Here is a 16,857-nt window from a genome sequence, read left to right as displayed (position 1 = left end):
ATCAGCCTTACCACGGCACGCGCTTGCCAGCCCAATCGTAAAAACTGCCCGAGTCAGCGGGGGTAAGTCCATTGATGACGGACAGCAGATTGGCTGCGGCCTCATTGGGTTCAACAGCCGGGTGGCGGGCAAGGTACTTTTCGGTAAAGGCCGTTTTGACTGTTCCGGGGTGCAAAGCGACACATATGGCCTGTTTGTGCGTGCGCGCCAATTCGATGGCAGCCGTATGTACTATCTGATTCACAGCCGCCTTGGCCGCACGATAACTGACCCACCCACCCAGCCGGTTGTCCCCGATTGAACCAACCCGGGCCGACAGCACGGCGATCACCGATCTGCGGTCGCGTGGCAGCAGGCGGTGCACGTGCTTCAACACCAAGGCCGGGCCAACTGCGTTCAGTGCAAACTGGTCCATCATCGCCTGCGCGGACAAGGTGCGCATAGATTTTTCCGGACCCATACCGTTAATCTCAAGCGCCCCTGAGGCTACCAGGATCAGATCAAACGGATCAGAAAGGGACGCCAGCATACGCTCTGCGCCATCCGGGTCGGTCAGGTCAAACCCATCCGTTGATCTGGCCAGTCGGGTGACTTTGACACCATCCGTTGTCAGGTGGTCATTCAAAACGCGCCCGATACCGCCAGAAGCTCCGATGATTAATGCTGTTTTCATGCTCGAGAAGTTAGCCGAAAGCTTCATCGCTTCAACTCCACCGTCATTTTTGTTCCCCCGTAAATTTCCCGCTTTTCATTCGCCGCGCGCCCTGTATAAGCTGATCCCCATGATCAACCGCGCAGATATCGCTTTTGCAAACGCCGCACCCAGCGGCGCGTTGCTGCGTGGTCTACTGATCCTAATCCGCCTCTGAGCGTGCCATCCGGCGCGCCCGCTCAGAGGAGGACGCCCGCGCGCCAAGAGGCTTTAGGACAGAAGAAGAAAGAGAACCCCATGACAAACGTGACCGACCAAGACCGCGTCGTGATCTTCGACACCACCTTGCGCGACGGCGAGCAGAGCCCCGGCGCGACCATGACCCACAACGAAAAGCTCGAAATTGCCGAGCTTCTGGATGAGATGGGCGTCGACATCATCGAAGCCGGATTCCCCATTGCATCGGAAGGCGACTTCAAAGCGGTGTCCGAGATCGCCGAGCGCTCGAAGAACAGCCGCATCTGTGGTCTGGCCCGCGCCAATTTCGCCGATATCGATCGGTGTTGGGAGGCGGTGAAACACGCCGAGAAGAACCGGATCCACACCTTTATCGGAACCTCTCCGCTGCACCGGGCGATACCAAATCTGACGCAAGACGAGATGGCCGACAAGATCCACGAAACGGTCAGCCACGCGCGCAACCTTTGCGAAAACGTGCAGTGGTCGCCGATGGATGCGACCCGGACCGAATGGGATTATCTGTGCCGTGTGATCGAGATTGCGATCAAGGCTGGCGCTACCACGATCAATATCCCCGATACTGTCGGTTATACTGCCCCGGTCGAGTCTGCAGATCTGATCAAGCGCCTGATCGAGACGGTTCCAGGCGCGGATGAGGTAATCTTTGCCACCCACTGCCACAACGACCTTGGCATGGCGACAGCGAACTCTCTGGCAGCGGTCGCAGGTGGTGCGCGTCAGATCGAATGCACCATCAACGGGTTGGGTGAACGCGCAGGCAACACCGCGCTGGAAGAAGTTGTGATGGCGTTGCGCACACGCAACGACATCATGCCGTGGCATACTGGCATCGACACTACCAAGATCATGCATATTTCACGCCGGGTCGCGACCGTGGCCGGATTTCCGGTGCAGTTCAACAAGGCCATTGTCGGCAAGAACGCTTTTGCCCATGAAAGCGGCATCCATCAGGATGGCATGCTGAAGAACCGCGAAAACTTCGAGATCATGCGCCCTGAAGACATTGGGCTCTCTGGCACCTCTTTGCCGCTGGGCAAGCATTCGGGTCGCGCTGCACTGCGCGATAAGCTCGAAACGCTGGGGTATGAGGTTGGTGACAACCAGCTAAAGGACATTTTCGTGCGCTTCAAGGATCTGGCCGACCGCAAGAAAGAAGTCTTTGACGATGACCTCATCGCGTTGATGAGCGTCGACGACGAAGCGGACGATCATCTTCAGCTGGTGTCGATGAAAGTGACCTGCGGTACCGGAGGTCAGGCCGAAGCGACGGTCGAACTGGAGGTAGAGGGTGCAGACAGGATCGCCACGGAAAACGGTGACGGCCCAGTCGACGCAACCTTCCGGGCGATCCGGGCGATCTATCCCAACACTGCGCGGCTGCAACTGTATCAGGTGCATGCGGTAACCGAAGGTACGGACGCGCAAGCCACGGTTTCGGTCCGTCTGGAAGAGGATGGTATGATCGCCACCGGTCAGTCTGCAAATACAGATACGGTGGTTGCGTCGGCCAAAGCCTATATCCACGCGCTGAACCGCCTGATCATGCGTCGTGAAAAGGCTGGTCCGGGAGCAGATACACGCGAGATCAGCTACAAAGACCTGACCTGATTGAAGGGTAAGGCGAATGGCTCCCGCACCCGCGGCGGCCCGGCTTCGCCGACCCTTCTTGGGTTTTGGGCCCGGCAGCGCGCCTCGGGCCCGCTGCCGGGCCCAACGCGTTTGACGGCATCTTTGATGCAGGCAAACGGAGCGGGAGCCTTCCCTGTTTAATTCTTGCTTTTCAAAGCTGAGCGAACAGCTCCGACAAGCGGCGCATTTCGTCTTCGATCCCGAAGGGCGCATTCAACATGAACATACCTGATCCGACCATGCGATGACCTTCCCGCGCCGGAGGGAACGTGACCTCATGGCAAATTGTTTTGGGATATCCAGCGGATTTCAGAGACGAAATCATAGCCTTGTGACGTGCGTCCGTCAGGATTGGATACCAAAGTGCGATCACACCCACATTCCATTTGCGGTGCAGCTTCGCGATCACCCCAGGCAAACGGTCATACTCAGCTTTCACTTCATAACTGGGATCGATCAGCATCATGCCCCGCCTCGGGGTCGGAGGCAGCAACGATTGGGCCAACTCAAACCCATCCTGCCGATAGACCTTCGCCCCGAAAGGAGACAGCGCCAGAGAAAGTGCCGTATGTTCCTGCGGATGCAACTCGGCGAAATGCAGGCTATCCTGTTTTCGCAGCAGGTTGGCCGCAATCAGAGGTGAACCGGGATACGCTTGCACGCCGTGACTGGCCTGTATGGTATCCAGCACCCGCGCCATTGGATGATCGGAATCAAACCAACCTTCGCGCCTGACGCGCCCGATCCCGGCGACAGCTTCACCCGTTCGAACCGCCTCAGCCGCGTCAAGGTGATATAGTCCACGCCCGGAGTGCGTTTCGATATAGCTGAGGGGTTTGTCCTTTTGGGTCAAATAACGCAGCGTCCACGCCAATAAAGCGTGCTTTTGCACATCAGCCAGATTTCCAGCGTGGTAAATGTGTTGATATGAGAGCATTATGCCTTCTAAAGTCTCCATCAATAAGGCGGAAAGGTGCTGATTGTCGCGGAATCAGCCCTTTAACCGGGCGAGTTGGCACCCTATAAGGCATCCGTCCCGGAACCGTCGAGTCGCGGGCAGTGGAAATTCTGACAAACGGGATCAGGGAAATATGGGCATCTTTGGCAATCTAGGCGGCCTGTTCACAGCGGACATGGCTATCGACCTTGGAACAGCGAACACGCTGGTTTATGTCAAAGGGCGCGGAGTGATCCTGTCTGAGCCCTCGGTTGTTGCCTACCACGTCAAGGATGGGGTCAAGAAAGTCCTTGCTGTTGGCGAGGACGCCAAGCTGATGTTGGGCCGGACCCCGGGCTCCATTGAAGCCATCCGTCCGATGCGCGAGGGTGTCATCGCGGACTTCGACACCGCCGAAGAGATGATCAAGCATTTTATCCGCAAGGTACATAAACGCTCGACATTCTCGAAACCCAAGATCATCGTTTGCGTCCCTCATGGCGCAACCCCGGTTGAAAAACGCGCAATCCGCCAGTCGGTTCTGTCTGCAGGCGCGCGCCGCGCCGGCCTGATTGCCGAACCGATTGCTGCTGCGATTGGTGCAGGAATGCCGATTACCGATCCAACTGGCAACATGGTTGTCGATATCGGCGGCGGTACCACCGAGGTCGCGGTTCTGTCGCTGGGCGATATCGTCTATGCCCGCTCGGTCCGCGTTGGTGGCGACCGGATGGATGAGGCGATCATCTCGTACCTGCGGCGTCAACAGAACCTGCTGGTGGGTGAATCAACTGCGGAACGGATCAAGACCACCATCGGTACCGCACGGATGCCAGACGACGGGCGTGGCCAGTCGATGCATATTCGCGGGCGCGACTTGTTGAATGGTGTACCTAAGGAAATCGAGATCAGTCAGGCTCAGGTGGCCGAAGCGCTGTCTGAACCCGTGCAGCAGATTTGCGAGGCGGTGATGACCGCGCTGGAAACCACGCCGCCCGATCTGGCGGCGGACATTGTGGACCGGGGCGTGATGCTGACCGGTGGCGGTGCGCTGCTGGGTGATCTGGATCTGGCGCTGCGCGAGCAAACCGGTTTGGCAGTTTCTATTGCTGATGAAAGCCTGAATTGTGTGGCTTTGGGCACGGGCAAAGCACTCGAATACGAAAAACAACTGCGCCACGCGATTGACTACGAAAGCTAAGGCGCGCACCCTGATGGGGTGAGAACTCGGGCACGAGCAGCACGGGAAGGTAACCTGTGGCAAAGGACCGATCACAGCGCGATGAATACACGACCCCTTTGCGCCGCCTGCTGCTGGGGATCGTGGTCCTGTGCCTGCTGGGTATCTTCCTGATCTGGCGCATCGACAGCCCGCGCGTCGAACGGTTCCGCGCGCAGGTGGTGGATACGGTTGTCCCCTCGATGGAGTGGGCAATGGTTCCGGTCACTGCGCTGGTGAACTTGTCTCGTGATTTCCAAAGCTATCAGCGGCTCAGCGAGCAGAACCAGGAATTGCGCAGCGAGCTGCGCCTGATGCGCGCCTGGAAAGAGGCCGCGCTGCAGCTGGAACAGGAAAACGCCCGCCTGCTGGATCTCAACAACGTACGGCTCGATCCGCGCCTGACCTATGTCACCGGGGTGGTGATGGCGGATAGCGGCTCACCCTTCAGGCAATCTGTGCTGTTGAACGTAGGCGAGCGTGACGGGATCGTGGATGGTTGGGCAACGATGGACGGGATCGGAGTGGTCGGGCGCATCTCGGGCGTGGGCCCGGATACCGCGCGCGTGATCCTGATGACCGATGCCTCAAGCGCGATCCCGGCGACGATCCAGCCTTCGGGGCAGACGGCGCTGATCGCAGGTGACAATACTTCGGCCCCTGCAGTGGAGTTTCTGGAAAACCGGGAACTCGTGCGACCGGGCGACCGGGTCGTTACATCAGGCGATGGTGGCGTGTTCCCCGGTGGCTTGCTGATCGGTCAAATCACGGTTGATCCCGGTGGCAGGTTGCGCGTGCGGCTGTCGGCAGATTTCGAGCGGCTCGAGTTTCTGCGCGTACTACGCTATCAGTCGGCCCCACCGATCACGGAATCCGGTGATATCGTCGGCCCCCGTCAACCCGAAGCATCCTTGACCCCATCCGAGGTCAATGATGGATAGGTCGGTCTCAGATCTGTGGGCCAAGCGCGGTCTCTATGTCGCGCTGGCGGTATTTGTGGTGTTTCTGCACCTGTTGCCGCTGGATACAAAACCTGATCGCCTGCCCTTTCCTGACCTACTGATCGCTCTTACCTACGCATGGGTGCTGCGGCGGCCGGAATATATTCCGATCCTGATCATTGCCATGGTCATGTTCATGGCCGATTTGCTGTTGCAACGCCCACCGGGGTTGCTTGCTGCGTTAGTGGTTCTGGGTGCAGCCTATCTTCATTCCACTGCAGCTGGCATGAAAGACAGCGGGTTTGTGGGCGAATGGGCAACCGTCGGGGCCGTGATCACGGTTGTGTTTGTGCTCAATCGACTCATTCTTGCTATCCTCTCGGTGCAACAGGCAACTCTGGGACCGGTAGTGGTGCAAGTTATTCTGACAATCGCAATCTATCCTGTGATGGTTTTGATGAGCCAAACTGTGTTTGGCGTTAGGCGCAAATCTGTTGCCGACAGCACGATGCCACGGGTGCGGTCATGAAGCAGCGCAAACCAAAGCCCAAGGGCCTTGCTTACAAACGTTTGCCGCGTCGCGCCTTGATCCTCGGTGGGCTACAAGCGGCCTTTATCGGGGGGCTGGCAGCCCGCATGCGGTTCATGCAGGTGGATCAAGCGGATGAATACCGTCTGCTGGCCGAAGAAAACCGGATCAACATCCGTCTGATCCCACCAACCCGGGGCCGGATATATGACCGGAACGGGCAGATCATAGGATTAAACTCTCAGTCCTATCGCATCGTCATCGTGCGCGAGGATGCAGGCGATATCGACAAGGTTATCGCCAAGCTTTCGGAACTGATCCCATTGACCGAGGATGAGATCGAACGTGCCAAAACCGAGATGCGTCGATCGGCCCCGTTTCTGCCGGTCACGCTGGCCGATCAAGTAACGTGGGAGGATATCTCGAAAGTCGCGGTCAATGCCCCCGCACTGCCTGGTGTCACGCCCGAGGTCGGCATGACACGCCAGTATCCGCGCTATGAAGATTTCGCCCATGTGGTCGGCTATGTCGGCCCGGTCAGCGACTATGATCTGAGCCAGATTGAAGACCCCGAGCCGGTACTGCGCATCCCACGGTTCCAGATCGGCAAGGTCGGGCTGGAAGCCAAGCAAGAGATCACCTTGCGCGGCAAGGCCGGGGCCAAGCGGGTTGAGGTCAACGCCACAGGCCGGGTGATGCGCGAGCTGGACCGCCAGGTCGGCGAAGCCGGGGCAGATTTGCAATTGTCAGTCGACGCCAATCTGCAGCAATACGCGCAGGCGCGATTGGCTGGGGAAAGCGCCGCTGCGGTCGTGATCGATTGCGAAACCGGCGACATCCGCGCCATCAGCTCGGCCCCCAGCTTCGATCCGAACCTGTTCGTGCGTGGGATCTCGGTGGCGGACTACCAGATGCTGACGCAGGACAAGTATCGCCCGCTTGCCAATAAGACAGTACAGGGCACCTACCCTCCTGGATCGACTTTCAAAATGATCACAGCCATGGCTGCGCTCGAAGCCGGGGTGATCAGCCCTTCCAGCACGGTGTACTGTCCGGGTCACATGAAAGTGGGCAGCCGCCGCTTTCACTGCTGGAAACGCGGCGGGCACGGGACGGTCGACCTTGAAACTTCGCTGAAGCGCAGTTGCGACGTCTACTATTACGACGTGGCAATACGTGTCGGGATCGACAGGATTTCCGAGATGGCACGCACCTTCGGACTGGGTATCAAACATGACATTCCGATGTCTGCCGTTGCTGCCGGGCTTGCCCCCAATCAGGAATGGAAGCAGCGGGTTCACGGACAGGACTGGCTGGTGGGTGATACTGCAAACGCTTCGATCGGTCAGGGGTTCATGCTTGCCTCACCGCTTCAATTGGCCGTGATGACGGCGCGTTTGGCGACAGGTCGCGCCGTGCAACCACGCCTTGTTCGAACAATCAATGGGGTTGAACAGCCCTCGGGCGCGGGTGAACCGCTGCAGGTGAACCGCAACAACCTTGAGCAAGTGCGCAAAGCCATGTTCACAGTCTCGAATAACAGGCGTGGCACCGCGTATCGCAGTCGCATCATCGCCGATGAGTTCCGCATGGCAGGCAAAACCGGCACCAGTCAGGTGCGCAATATTACCAAGGCAGAACGCGCCGCAGGTGTGATCCGAAACGAAGACCTGCCATGGGAGCGTCGAGACCATGCCCTGTTCGTCAGCTTCGCCCCCTATGACAATCCGAAATACGCTGTGGCTGTGGTGGTGGAACACGGCGGCGGCGGCTCCAAAGCCGCGGCGCCAGTGGCGCGCGATATCATGCTGCAGGCACTCTACGATGGCACGCCACCGCTCGAGGCGTATCCGGCCGGAGACCGAGAGCGCATCAAAGAACAACAGAAACGGCTGGAGGGTGACCGTCGCCCCAAAGCGCGTCCTGACGAGAAGGACCGCGCATGAGCTATCTTGAATATGCCGTCAAATCCACGCCGTCGGGGTTTCGCAAGTTCCTTTATATGAACTGGCCGCTCACCCTATTGCTGATCAGCGTGGCAAGCGCGGGGTTCCTAATGCTCTACTCGGTCGCGGGTGGATCCTGGATGCCGTGGGCGGAACCGCAAATGGAACGGTTCGGTCTGGGCTTGGCAGCCATGTTTATCATCGCGCTTGTGCCTATCTGGTTCTGGCGGAACATGTCGGTTGTGGCCTATCTGGGCGCGATCGGTCTACTGATCGTGGTCGAACTGTTTGGAACGATCGGCATGGGGGCGCAGCGCTGGATTGATCTGGGCTTCATGCGGCTGCAACCCTCAGAAGTAATGAAAGTGGCGTTGGTGATGGTGCTGGCCGCTTATTACGACTGGCTGCCGGCGCACAAAACGTCGCGCCCGCTCTGGGTGATTATCCCGGTCATTTTGATTCTGATCCCGACATTCATGGTGCTGCGCCAGCCCGACCTAGGCACATCGATCCTGTTATTGGCTGCTGGTGGTGGTCTGATGTTCCTTGCCGGGGTGCATTGGGCCTATTTCGCTGCCGTGATTGCAGCGGGGGTTGGCCTGATAGCTGCGGTGTTCAACAGCCGAGGGACAGAATGGCAGTTGCTCAAAGATTACCAGTTCCGACGCATCGATACGTTTCTGGATCCTTCAACCGATCCGTTGGGAGCGGGATATCACATCACGCAATCCAAGATCGCTCTTGGTTCGGGGGGCTGGAATGGGCGCGGTTTCATGCAGGGAACGCAATCACGTCTTAACTTCCTGCCCGAAAAACACACCGATTTCATCTTCACCACCTTGGCCGAAGAGTTCGGCTTTGTCGGCGGCATCACACTGTTGATCCTTTACGGTCTGATCCTGATCTTCTGCATGGTCACGGCGCTGTCGACCAAGGATCGTTTCTCGTCTCTGGTGACACTTGGGATCGCGCTGAATTTCTTCCTGTTCTTTGCCGTCAATATGTCGATGGTGATGGGGCTGGCCCCTGTGGTCGGAGTACCGCTGCCGATGGTCAGTTATGGCGGCTCGGCCATGCTGGTCCTGATGGCCGCCTTTGGCATCGTTCAAAGCGCCCATATACATCGTCCCCGCTGAAAGGTTTTCCATGCCCGTGAATGTCCTGTTTTCCGCGCGCCCTGAGTTGTGGCCTGAGTATGAAGCTCTGATGCATCAATACTTGTCGGACGCAGGGCTAGATTTTCATCTGGCCACGGACATCCCTGCAGATCAGGTCGACTACATCGTTTACGCCCCGAACGGAGGGGTGCAGGATTTCACCCCCTTCACACGGCTCAAGGCAGTGCTGAGCCTCTGGGCGGGGGTTGAGAAAATCTCGGGCAATGAAACCTTGACCGTTCCGCTGGCGCGTATGGTTGACGGGGGGTTAACGCAAGGCATGACGGAATGGGTGGTGGGCCATGTGCTGCGCTATCACCTTGGGATGGACCAACACATTACGCTACAGGATGGGGTCTGGACACCTGATGCGCCACCACTGGCCCAGCAACGCACCGTCTGCATCTTGGGTTTGGGCGCATTGGGTGAAGCATCGGCCCACGCGTTGGCAGCGTTGAATTTCCATGTCATCGGTTGGAGCCGTACCGCCAAGACTATTCCCGGCGTGACCTGTCTGCATGGTAAGAACGGGCTGCGCGATGCACTGTCCCAGGCCGAGATAGTGGTTTTGCTGCTGCCAGATACTCCGGCGACCGAAAACACGCTCAACGCCGAAACACTGGCGCTGTTGCCGGAAGAGGCCAAGATCATCAATCCGGGTCGCGGGCCGCTTATCGATGATGAGGCCCTGCTGGCCGCGCTGAATTCAGGGCAGGTCGGGCACGCCACGCTGGATGTCTTCCGCACCGAACCCCTGCCGACCGAGCATCCCTATTGGGCACATCCCAGTGTGACGGTGACGCCACATATAGCCTCGGAAACCAGACCTGTTACCGCAGCTCAGGTGATCTGCGAGAACATTCGCCGAGGTGAAGCGGGTGAACCCTTTCTCCACCTCGTTGACCGAAAGCTTGGGTACTAGGCCGCGATCAGCCCGCGGCCTTTGAGCAAGGCTTCGACGCCAGGCAGACGTCCACGGAAGGCCAGATACAGCTCTTCCGCCTCGCGGGATCCGCCAGTTGACAGGATGTGTTCCTCCAGTGCCTTGGCGCGTTCGGGATCAAACGCGCCGTCTGCTTCTTCGAAGGCAGCAAAGGCGTCGGCATCCATGACTTCGGACCACATATAACTGTAGTAACCCGCGCTATAACCGTCGCCCGCAAAGACATGGGCGAAATGCGGGGTGGCGTGGCGCATTCCAATGGCCCGAGGCATGCCGATTTCGGCCAGCACCTCGGCCTGTTTCTCCATCGGATCAGCGGGGGCAGCCCCCTCATGAAACGCCAGATCGACCAGGGCCGAGGCAACATATTCCACCGTCTGGAACCCCTGATCGAAATTGGCGGCCTGTAGCACCTTCTGCAACATCTCCTGCGGCATCGGTGCGCCCGTTTCGGCATGAGTGGCGAACTCAGCCAATACCTCGGGCACTTCCAGCCAATGTTCGTAAAGCTGGCTGGGCAGTTCAACGAAATCACGCGCCACCGAGGTGCCCGAGATACTCTCATAGGTCACATTGGACAGCATCTGGTGCAGGGCATGGCCGAACTCGTGAAACAACGTTCGGGCGTCATCATAGGACAAAAGCGCTGGTTCACCTTTGGCAAAGTTACAGACGTTGATCACGACCGGAGCCTGTTCTTTCGGGTATTTCGCCTGCCCGCGCATTGCGCTGCACCATGCACCCGACCGTTTCGATCCGCGTGCAAAGTAGTCACCGATGAACACCGCAATATGCTGCCCGTCACGGGTCACCTCCCACGCACGGCAATCGGGATGATAGAGCGGCACATCAAGCGGCGCGAACTCCAGCCCGAACAGCCGTGTGGCGCAGGCGAAAGACGCCTCGATCATCCGGTCCAGTTGCAGGTACGGCTTCAGCGCCGCTTCATCGAGATCATGTTCGGCCTTGCGGCGTTTCTCGGCATAGTAGCGCCAATCCCACGCCTCCAGCGGGCCATTTACGCCATCCTCTTGCATCATTGCCGTCAGCACCTCGGCATCTGCGTCGGCGCGGGATTTGGCGGGCTCCCACACATCCAGCAGCAGCTCTCGCACGCGATCTGGTGTGCGGGCCATCTCGGTCTCAAGCTTGTAGGCGGCGAAGCTGGCATACCCCAGCAGCTTGGCGCGTTCTTCGCGCAGGCGCAGGATGTCCGCCGCAATCTCGCGGTTGTCGGTCTCACCTCCATTTGCCCCCCGTGCAGTCCACGCGCGATAAGCCTTTGCACGCAAATCCCGGCGGGGCGAGAGTTGCAGAAAGGGCACGATAATCGACCGAGAGAGGGTCACCACCGGGCCATCCGCCCCCTTTTCCTGACCCGCTGCGCGCGCTGCATCGATAACAAAATCCGGCAAGCCTTGCAGGTCTTCTTCGGTCAAATCCATGAACCAGTCGCGTTCATCCACCAGCAAGTTCTGCGTGAAGGACGTGCCCAGAGACGCCAAACGGGCCTTGATCTCTTGCATTCTCGCATCGTCGGCGCCGGTCAACGCCGCCCCCGCCCGTATGAACCCGCGATGAGACAGCATCAAAACGCGCGCCTGTTCATCGGTCAGGTCTAGATTATCGCGCCGGTCCCATAAATCCGCCACGCGCTTAAACAGTGCTTTGTTTGATGAGATGCGCGAGTAGTGTGCCGCCAGCTTGGGCGAAAATTCGCGTTGCAGTTCTTCACGCTTGGGGTTGCTGTCCGCACCTGCAACGGTGAAAAAGACCGACAGAACCTTATCCAACTGCTCGCCTGCAGCCTCCAGCGCTTCGATCGTATTGGCGAATGTGGGCGTGTCCGGACTCGCTGCTATCGCCTCAATCTCGGCATCATGTGCGTGCATCGCCTGATCCAGCGCAGGGGAAAAATCATCATCCGAGATTGTGTCAAACGGTGCGATTTCGAAGGGCGTGTTCCAGTCAGAAAGGATCGGATTGGTCATTGAGGTCTCCTTTGACCTCATAGCTAAGACCGTCCGTCGAAATGATCCAGAGCTACCCGAAAATTTGAGGCGGCGTTAGTGTGCTGACCCACAAATCGGGCAATTGGTGCGGCGTGCTAGGGTGATCTTGCGGCTTTCGCCGTATAGCGCATCGTAGATCAACATCTCACCTCGCAATGCCTGCCCGGCGCCGGTGATCACCTTGATCGCCTCAACCGCCATCATCGAGCCGACCACACCCGGCAGTGGGCCGATTACTCCAGCCTCGGCGCAAGAAGGCGCAAGGCCGGGGGCGGGTGCTTCGGGGAAAATGCACTGATAACATGGGCCGGTGGTGGCAGGGTCAAAGACGCTGAGCTGCCCTTCCCACTGCGACAGCGCGCCAGATATCAGGGGTTTTCCCAGTGCAACCGCCGTACGGTTTGCAAGGTAGCGGGTGTCGAAATTGTCAGTGCCGTCGAGGATCAGATCAAAATCAGCAAACAGATCTGCTGCAATCTCTTCGGTCAGGCGACGGTGGTACGGCAAGACGACCACGTTGGGATTCTGCGCCACCATCGCCTGCTGGGCCGAGAACACTTTGGGCATGCCGATATCTGCGTCGCGGTGGATCACCTGCCGCTGTAGGTTGGCGTTCTCGACCACGTCATCGTCGATCACGCCGATTGTTCCCACTCCGGCGGCAGCCAAATATTGCAGGGCGGGCGCGCCGAGCCCCCCCGCACCGATTACCAGCACGCGCGCCTGTTTCATTCGCTTTTGGCCGGGACCGCCCAGTTCACGCAGAACGATGTGGCGGGCATAGCGTTCAAGCTCGGTCTCGCTGAACTGTTCGGATGGCTTGGCGGGCTCCGACGTCTGGCCGGACGCGGCGCGATTTCGCAACGCCTTCAAACCCCGCCCATAAAGCAGCACCAGCACAGCCGCTCCAGCGAGGATCAGCCACATCGCTGCCGACCCACCGGTCGCCTGACGCAACGGGTTTCCCTCAGGCAGGAGAAGTTGAGCAATAATCACGCCTATCAGGAGCGCGCCAATGGAAACCAGACGCGCGCTGCGCGACACCCCGGCGATATAGCCGACACCCCAAAGCCCGGTGGCAAGGATCAGAACCAGTAGCATCAGCCGCGCCCGGTCGAGCCGAAGCCACCCGCGCCGCGATCAGTCTCGGTCAGAGCCTCAACGTCCTGGAACATGGCCTGCACCACCGGTGCGACGATCAGTTGCGCGATACGTTCGCCATGCGTAATCTCGAAGGGGTCCTGACCCGCATTCATCACGATCACGCCCAACGGCCCGCGATAGTCGCTGTCGATTGTACCCGGAGTGTTGGGCAAGGTGATCCCGTGTTTCAAGGCTAGGCCCGATCGTGGACGCACCTGAACCTCGAACCCCTGCGGAATTTCGATCCTAAGGCCTGTCGGTATCAGCGCACGACGGCCCGGTTCAAGAATAACAGACTCACCATCCGGCAGATTGGCGCGCACATCCGCCCCGGCAGCACCCGCGGTTTCGTATGAAGGCAATGGCACCAACGGGTCAGCCCCCTCCTCTCGGATCACGCGAATTGCCACCATACCTGTACCTCTTGTCTTTATGGCTGCTATCTGGTCAACGCGCCGGCGATCTTGGCTGCCAACCGCTTTGCCACATCATCCTTGCCCATACGCGGCCATTCTTCGGCACCTTGCTCTGAGATCAGAATCACCGCATTCTCAGAACCGCCCATGATACCTGTCGCGGGACTGACATCATTCGCAACTATCCAGTCACAGCCCTTGCGGGCACGTTTGGCCGTAGCATGTTCGATCACGTTGTCTGTTTCGGCGGCAAAACCCACCACCAAAACGGGCCTGCCATTTCCCATTCGCGCGATGCGCTTCAAAATGTCGGGATTCTCGGCAAACTCTAGCGCGGGCACCCCGTCGCGGCTTTTCTTCAGCTTCCGGTCCGAGGCACTGGATACCCGCCAATCGGCCACTGCAGCTGCAAATACCCCCGCATCCACCGGAAGCGCTGCGTCGACCGCATCCGACATTTGCAGCGCGGTCTCTACACGCACGACCTTCACGCCGTCTGGAGGAGGCACGTCAGCCGGACCCGTGATAAATGTAACATCGGCCCCCAGCGCAGATAGCGCGCGTGCAACGGCTGTTCCCTGAGCGCCCGATGATCGGTTGGCGATGTATCGTACCGGATCAATTGGTTCATGTGTCGGACCCGATGTCACCAGAATACGTTTGCCAGCCAAAGGCCCATCCCCGAACTGCGCCTCGATCGCCGCGACAATTTCAAGTGGCTCCGACATGCGGCCCGGACCGTATTCACCGCAAGCCATATCGCCTTCGTTCGGGCCGACAAAACGCACGCCGTCTGCTTCCAGTTGCGCATGGTTACGCCGGGTTGCGGGATGCTCCCACATGCGGACATTCATCGCAGGCGCACACAGAACCGGCGTATCGGTCGCCATCAAAAGGGTCGAGGCCAGATCATTAGCTAACCCGCCTGCCATCTTACCCATCAGATCGGCCGTTGCCGGAGCAACCACGATCAGATCAGCCGAACGGGAAAGCTGAATATGACCCATCTCCGCTTCATCGGTCAGATCAAAGAGATCTCGATAGACCTTTTCACCGGCCAGGGCAGACACGGATAACGGAGTTACGAATTCTTCGGCAGCACGGGTCAAAACCGGCGTGACCGCTGCACCACGTTCCCGCAACCGCCGGATCAGGTCCAGCGACTTATAGGCCGCGATTCCACCACCGATGATCAGCAGAATACGTTTCGATGACAGCATGGCTCGCCCTTCCCCTCCCGGTCGGCCCTGACATTAGGCAACGCTGGCGGGCAGTTCCAGCAGTTAATTCTGCATCTCAAAGGCTTTGCAGGGGTCTTCTCGCTCGACTGTGGGGCTATCGATAACAGCATCAAAATCCCCGCTCACGACCCCATCTTCGGATTGTCCCAGTACAAAGACCTTCAAACCGGGGCGCAGTCGCGACAGAAAAGTCGGAATTCCGCGATCCTTACGGGCATGGCCATTGCCAGTGATAACCGCGACAGGCCCACCAGTTTCGTCGGTGGCGCGCAGAATGGCTCGGGTCAACACAGCGTCCCTCAGACGTTGAATGGCTACCATCTGCGGTAGAACTTCAGCGGGCAATGCGTCGCAATGTGCCGCCAGTTGATCAGCCTCGCGTGCGGCTTGATCTTCATCCGACAGAGGTACAGTCAATCCATATCTGGCCGCATCAGCCCCCAACGCTGTGGCCGCCCCGCGTTCCATAGCAGCGCGGGCCGCTTCACGCGGAACCATCGCGCCATACACTGGCACATCCGCGGCCTGAAAAATGGGGTAGTACATTCTGAGAGGCGGCCAGCCGGATTCTGCCCAGCGCAGAATTCGGGACAGTTCCTCGGGATTGGTTGCCGCTTTTTGAGCCAACCGCTGAGCACCTTCTTCGGTCACCATCTCCCAGACAACCGCCGTGGGCGTGATTGCCTCAACTGCTTCGGCTTGGACCAGATGATGCTGAGGGTTGTCATGTATCTCGCCCAGAATGACGACATCCGCGGCCCGCATGTCGGCCAACACGTCCTGAGGGATAAATTCAGCAGCTCGAACCGTTTGAGGCAAAGTGGCGAGCAACACAAAAGCTGTAAGAATCGCAAGAGGTTTCATGCGAAGAAGTGTTGCACCTCGCGCGATTGCGCTTCAAGGTTCTTGCGCATCTTTGTGAATGCTGCCGCCTCGAGCTGGCGCACACGCTCTTTCGACAGGCCAAGCTCTTTCCCAAGACTTTCCAGCGTCCGGGCAGGCTCACGCAGTTTTCTTTCGCGAACGATAAACCGCTCGCGATCGTTCAAAGCTTGCATCGCCGCCACCAGCCATTCGCGCAGTTGCTGGTTGTCGTGGCTGTTCTCTACTACCTCGGCGGCTTGTTCGCTGTCATCTTCCAGCGCATCAATCCACTCGCGCCCGTCCTCATCTGCAGACTGCACCGCATTCAGCGAGAAATCGGACCCTGCCAGACGGCCTTCCATCATCTCGACATCACGCAGCGGGACTCCGATTTCGGCGGCAATCTTCTGATGCAACTGATGGCGATCCAGCTCCAGCCCCTCAGTTGCGGCTTCGCGCTCCAGACGCGCCTGTACCCGACGCATATTGAAAAAAAGCGATTTCTGGGAAGAGGTCGAACCAGTGCGCACCATCGACCAATTGCGCATCACGTAATCCTGAATGCTGGCCTTGATCCACCACACTGCATACGTTGAAAACCGCACACCCCGATCCGGATCGAACTTGTCGGCGGCTTTCATCAAGCCCAGTCCCGCCTCCTGAATCAGATCATTCATCGGCGCGCCGTAGCGTTTGAATTTCGCCGCCATTGATATCGCCAGCCGCATGTAAGCCGTAATGAGGCGATGCAGCGCCTGTTCATCGCGTTCATCGCGCCAGGCATAGGCCAGTTTCAGTTCTGTCTCGGCATCCAGCAACTCAGCCTTCATTGCCTTACGGGACATCGAAAAATCATGTGCGTTGTCGAGTGCCATGCAATTCTCCCCTTTTATCACAGGCGATGGGCCGGGCTTGCCTTGCCGACTTGAGGTCGATACGCAGGACAAAACCGGGTGGATCACCAGAA

The 16,857-nt window shown here is 58.8% G+C and carries 16 protein-coding genes; 8 read left to right on the top strand and 8 right to left on the bottom strand.

The window, feature by feature from the left end; translation table 11 throughout:
- Positions 1-7 precede the first annotated feature (7 nt).
- Positions 8-673, bottom strand: coding sequence for an SDR family NAD(P)-dependent oxidoreductase (locus ACR0DE_RS15835; RefSeq protein ID WP_480754173.1), 666 nt, complete (start codon positions 671-673; stop codon positions 8-10).
- On the opposite strand from ACR0DE_RS15835, the gene ACR0DE_RS15830 reads away from it, so the two are divergent.
- Positions 654-869, top strand: a complete 216-nt coding sequence (locus ACR0DE_RS15830) for a hypothetical protein (RefSeq protein ID WP_170395902.1) — start codon at positions 654-656, stop codon at positions 867-869. The two genes, ACR0DE_RS15835 and ACR0DE_RS15830, sit on opposite strands and share 20 nt — an antisense overlap.
- A gap of 80 nt (positions 870-949) precedes the next feature.
- On the top strand, positions 950-2,521 hold the full coding sequence (locus tag ACR0DE_RS15825) for a 2-isopropylmalate synthase (protein WP_170395900.1): 1,572 nt from the start codon (positions 950-952) through the stop codon (positions 2,519-2,521).
- A gap of 172 nt (positions 2,522-2,693) precedes the next feature.
- Here the strand turns inward: ACR0DE_RS15825 and ACR0DE_RS15820 are convergent, their stop codons facing one another.
- On the bottom strand, positions 2,694-3,479 hold the full coding sequence (locus ACR0DE_RS15820; RefSeq protein WP_480754172.1) for a 23S rRNA (adenine(2030)-N(6))-methyltransferase RlmJ: 786 nt from the start codon (positions 3,477-3,479) through the stop codon (positions 2,694-2,696).
- A 154-nt stretch (positions 3,480-3,633) separates the two neighbouring features.
- Between ACR0DE_RS15820 and ACR0DE_RS15815 the strand changes: the two genes are divergently transcribed.
- From ACR0DE_RS15815 to ACR0DE_RS15790, 6 genes are read left to right on the top strand one after another with little or no spacing between them, the layout of a single operon-like run.
- The gene (locus ACR0DE_RS15815; RefSeq protein WP_039523195.1) at positions 3,634-4,680 is read left to right on the top strand and encodes a rod shape-determining protein; all 1,047 of its coding nucleotides are present in this window, start codon (positions 3,634-3,636) and stop codon (positions 4,678-4,680) included.
- 56 nt (positions 4,681-4,736) lie between these two features.
- A complete protein-coding gene (gene mreC, locus ACR0DE_RS15810; RefSeq protein ID WP_170423788.1) occupies positions 4,737-5,639 on the top strand; it encodes a rod shape-determining protein MreC in 903 nt (300 codons plus the stop codon).
- Positions 5,632-6,168 carry a rod shape-determining protein MreD gene (locus tag ACR0DE_RS15805; protein ID WP_480754171.1) on the top strand — a complete coding sequence of 179 codons (537 nt, stop codon included), beginning with the start codon at positions 5,632-5,634 and terminating at the stop codon, positions 6,166-6,168. The genes mreC and ACR0DE_RS15805 overlap by 8 nt, the downstream gene beginning before the upstream one ends.
- Entirely contained in the window at positions 6,165-8,114 is a 1,950-nt protein-coding gene (mrdA, locus tag ACR0DE_RS15800; RefSeq protein ID WP_170647095.1) for a penicillin-binding protein 2, read from the top strand. Before ACR0DE_RS15805 ends, mrdA begins: the two co-directional genes overlap by 4 nt.
- Complete coding sequence (rodA, locus tag ACR0DE_RS15795; protein ID WP_170395892.1) at positions 8,111-9,250, top strand: rod shape-determining protein RodA; 1,140 nt, start codon at positions 8,111-8,113, stop codon at positions 9,248-9,250. The genes mrdA and rodA overlap by 4 nt, the downstream gene beginning before the upstream one ends.
- Before the next feature lie 10 nt (positions 9,251-9,260).
- On the top strand, positions 9,261-10,193 hold the full coding sequence (locus ACR0DE_RS15790) for a 2-hydroxyacid dehydrogenase (protein ID WP_170423782.1): 933 nt from the start codon (positions 9,261-9,263) through the stop codon (positions 10,191-10,193).
- Here the strand turns inward: ACR0DE_RS15790 and ACR0DE_RS15785 are convergent.
- From ACR0DE_RS15785 to ACR0DE_RS15760, 6 genes are all read right to left on the bottom strand, one after another.
- Positions 10,190-12,205, bottom strand: a complete 2,016-nt coding sequence (locus ACR0DE_RS15785) for a M3 family metallopeptidase (RefSeq protein WP_480754168.1) — start codon at positions 12,203-12,205, stop codon at positions 10,190-10,192. The two genes, ACR0DE_RS15790 and ACR0DE_RS15785, sit on opposite strands and share 4 nt — an antisense overlap.
- Before the next feature lie 75 nt (positions 12,206-12,280).
- Positions 12,281-13,327 (bottom strand): HesA/MoeB/ThiF family protein, encoded by a 1,047-nt coding sequence (locus tag ACR0DE_RS15780; protein ID WP_480754166.1) that lies wholly within the window; start codon positions 13,325-13,327, stop codon positions 12,281-12,283.
- A complete protein-coding gene (gene dut, locus ACR0DE_RS15775) occupies positions 13,327-13,782 on the bottom strand; it encodes a dUTP diphosphatase (protein WP_170423776.1) in 456 nt (151 codons plus the stop codon). Before dut ends, ACR0DE_RS15780 begins: the two co-directional genes overlap by 1 nt.
- 26 nt (positions 13,783-13,808) lie before the next feature.
- Positions 13,809-15,005, bottom strand: a complete 1,197-nt coding sequence (gene coaBC / locus ACR0DE_RS15770) for a bifunctional phosphopantothenoylcysteine decarboxylase/phosphopantothenate--cysteine ligase CoaBC (protein WP_170818615.1) — start codon at positions 15,003-15,005, stop codon at positions 13,809-13,811.
- 63 nt (positions 15,006-15,068) lie between these two features.
- Positions 15,069-15,890 (bottom strand): ChaN family lipoprotein, encoded by an 822-nt coding sequence (locus ACR0DE_RS15765; protein ID WP_170566356.1) that lies wholly within the window; start codon positions 15,888-15,890, stop codon positions 15,069-15,071.
- Positions 15,887-16,765 (bottom strand): RNA polymerase factor sigma-32, encoded by an 879-nt coding sequence (locus ACR0DE_RS15760; protein WP_170566354.1) that lies wholly within the window; start codon positions 16,763-16,765, stop codon positions 15,887-15,889. Before ACR0DE_RS15760 ends, ACR0DE_RS15765 begins: the two co-directional genes overlap by 4 nt.
- Positions 16,766-16,857: the final 92 nt, after the last annotated feature.

Source organism: Ruegeria sp. C10 (genome assembly GCF_056537805.1).
The sequence above is the reverse complement of the archived record's forward strand: the minus strand, read 5'-3'. Positions and strand labels throughout refer to the sequence as shown.

Excerpts from the sequence above, each read along its gene's own strand:
- ACR0DE_RS15830 (WP_170395902.1), top strand. The coding sequence starts at position 654 with ATGATTAATGCTGTTTTCATGCTCGAGAAGTTAGCCGAAAGCTTCATC.
- ACR0DE_RS15835 (WP_480754173.1), bottom strand. The coding sequence starts at position 673 with ATGAAAACAGCATTAATCATCGGAGCTTCTGGCGGTATCGGGCGCGTT.
- ACR0DE_RS15825 (WP_170395900.1), top strand. The coding sequence starts at position 950 with ATGACAAACGTGACCGACCAAGACCGCGTCGTGATCTTCGACACCACC.
- ACR0DE_RS15820 (WP_480754172.1), bottom strand. The coding sequence starts at position 3,479 with ATGCTCTCATATCAACACATTTACCACGCTGGAAATCTGGCTGATGTG.
- ACR0DE_RS15815 (WP_039523195.1), top strand. The coding sequence starts at position 3,634 with ATGGGCATCTTTGGCAATCTAGGCGGCCTGTTCACAGCGGACATGGCT.
- ACR0DE_RS15805 (WP_480754171.1), top strand. The coding sequence starts at position 5,632 with ATGGATAGGTCGGTCTCAGATCTGTGGGCCAAGCGCGGTCTCTATGTC.
- mrdA (WP_170647095.1), top strand. The coding sequence starts at position 6,165 with ATGAAGCAGCGCAAACCAAAGCCCAAGGGCCTTGCTTACAAACGTTTG.
- rodA (WP_170395892.1), top strand. The coding sequence starts at position 8,111 with ATGAGCTATCTTGAATATGCCGTCAAATCCACGCCGTCGGGGTTTCGC.
- ACR0DE_RS15790 (WP_170423782.1), top strand. The coding sequence starts at position 9,261 with ATGCCCGTGAATGTCCTGTTTTCCGCGCGCCCTGAGTTGTGGCCTGAG.
- ACR0DE_RS15785 (WP_480754168.1), bottom strand. The coding sequence starts at position 12,205 with ATGACCAATCCGATCCTTTCTGACTGGAACACGCCCTTCGAAATCGCA.
- ACR0DE_RS15780 (WP_480754166.1), bottom strand. The coding sequence starts at position 13,327 with ATGCTACTGGTTCTGATCCTTGCCACCGGGCTTTGGGGTGTCGGCTAT.
- dut (WP_170423776.1), bottom strand. The coding sequence starts at position 13,782 with ATGGTGGCAATTCGCGTGATCCGAGAGGAGGGGGCTGACCCGTTGGTG.
- coaBC (WP_170818615.1), bottom strand. The coding sequence starts at position 15,005 with ATGCTGTCATCGAAACGTATTCTGCTGATCATCGGTGGTGGAATCGCG.
- ACR0DE_RS15765 (WP_170566356.1), bottom strand. The coding sequence starts at position 15,890 with ATGAAACCTCTTGCGATTCTTACAGCTTTTGTGTTGCTCGCCACTTTG.
- ACR0DE_RS15760 (WP_170566354.1), bottom strand. The coding sequence starts at position 16,765 with ATGGCACTCGACAACGCACATGATTTTTCGATGTCCCGTAAGGCAATG.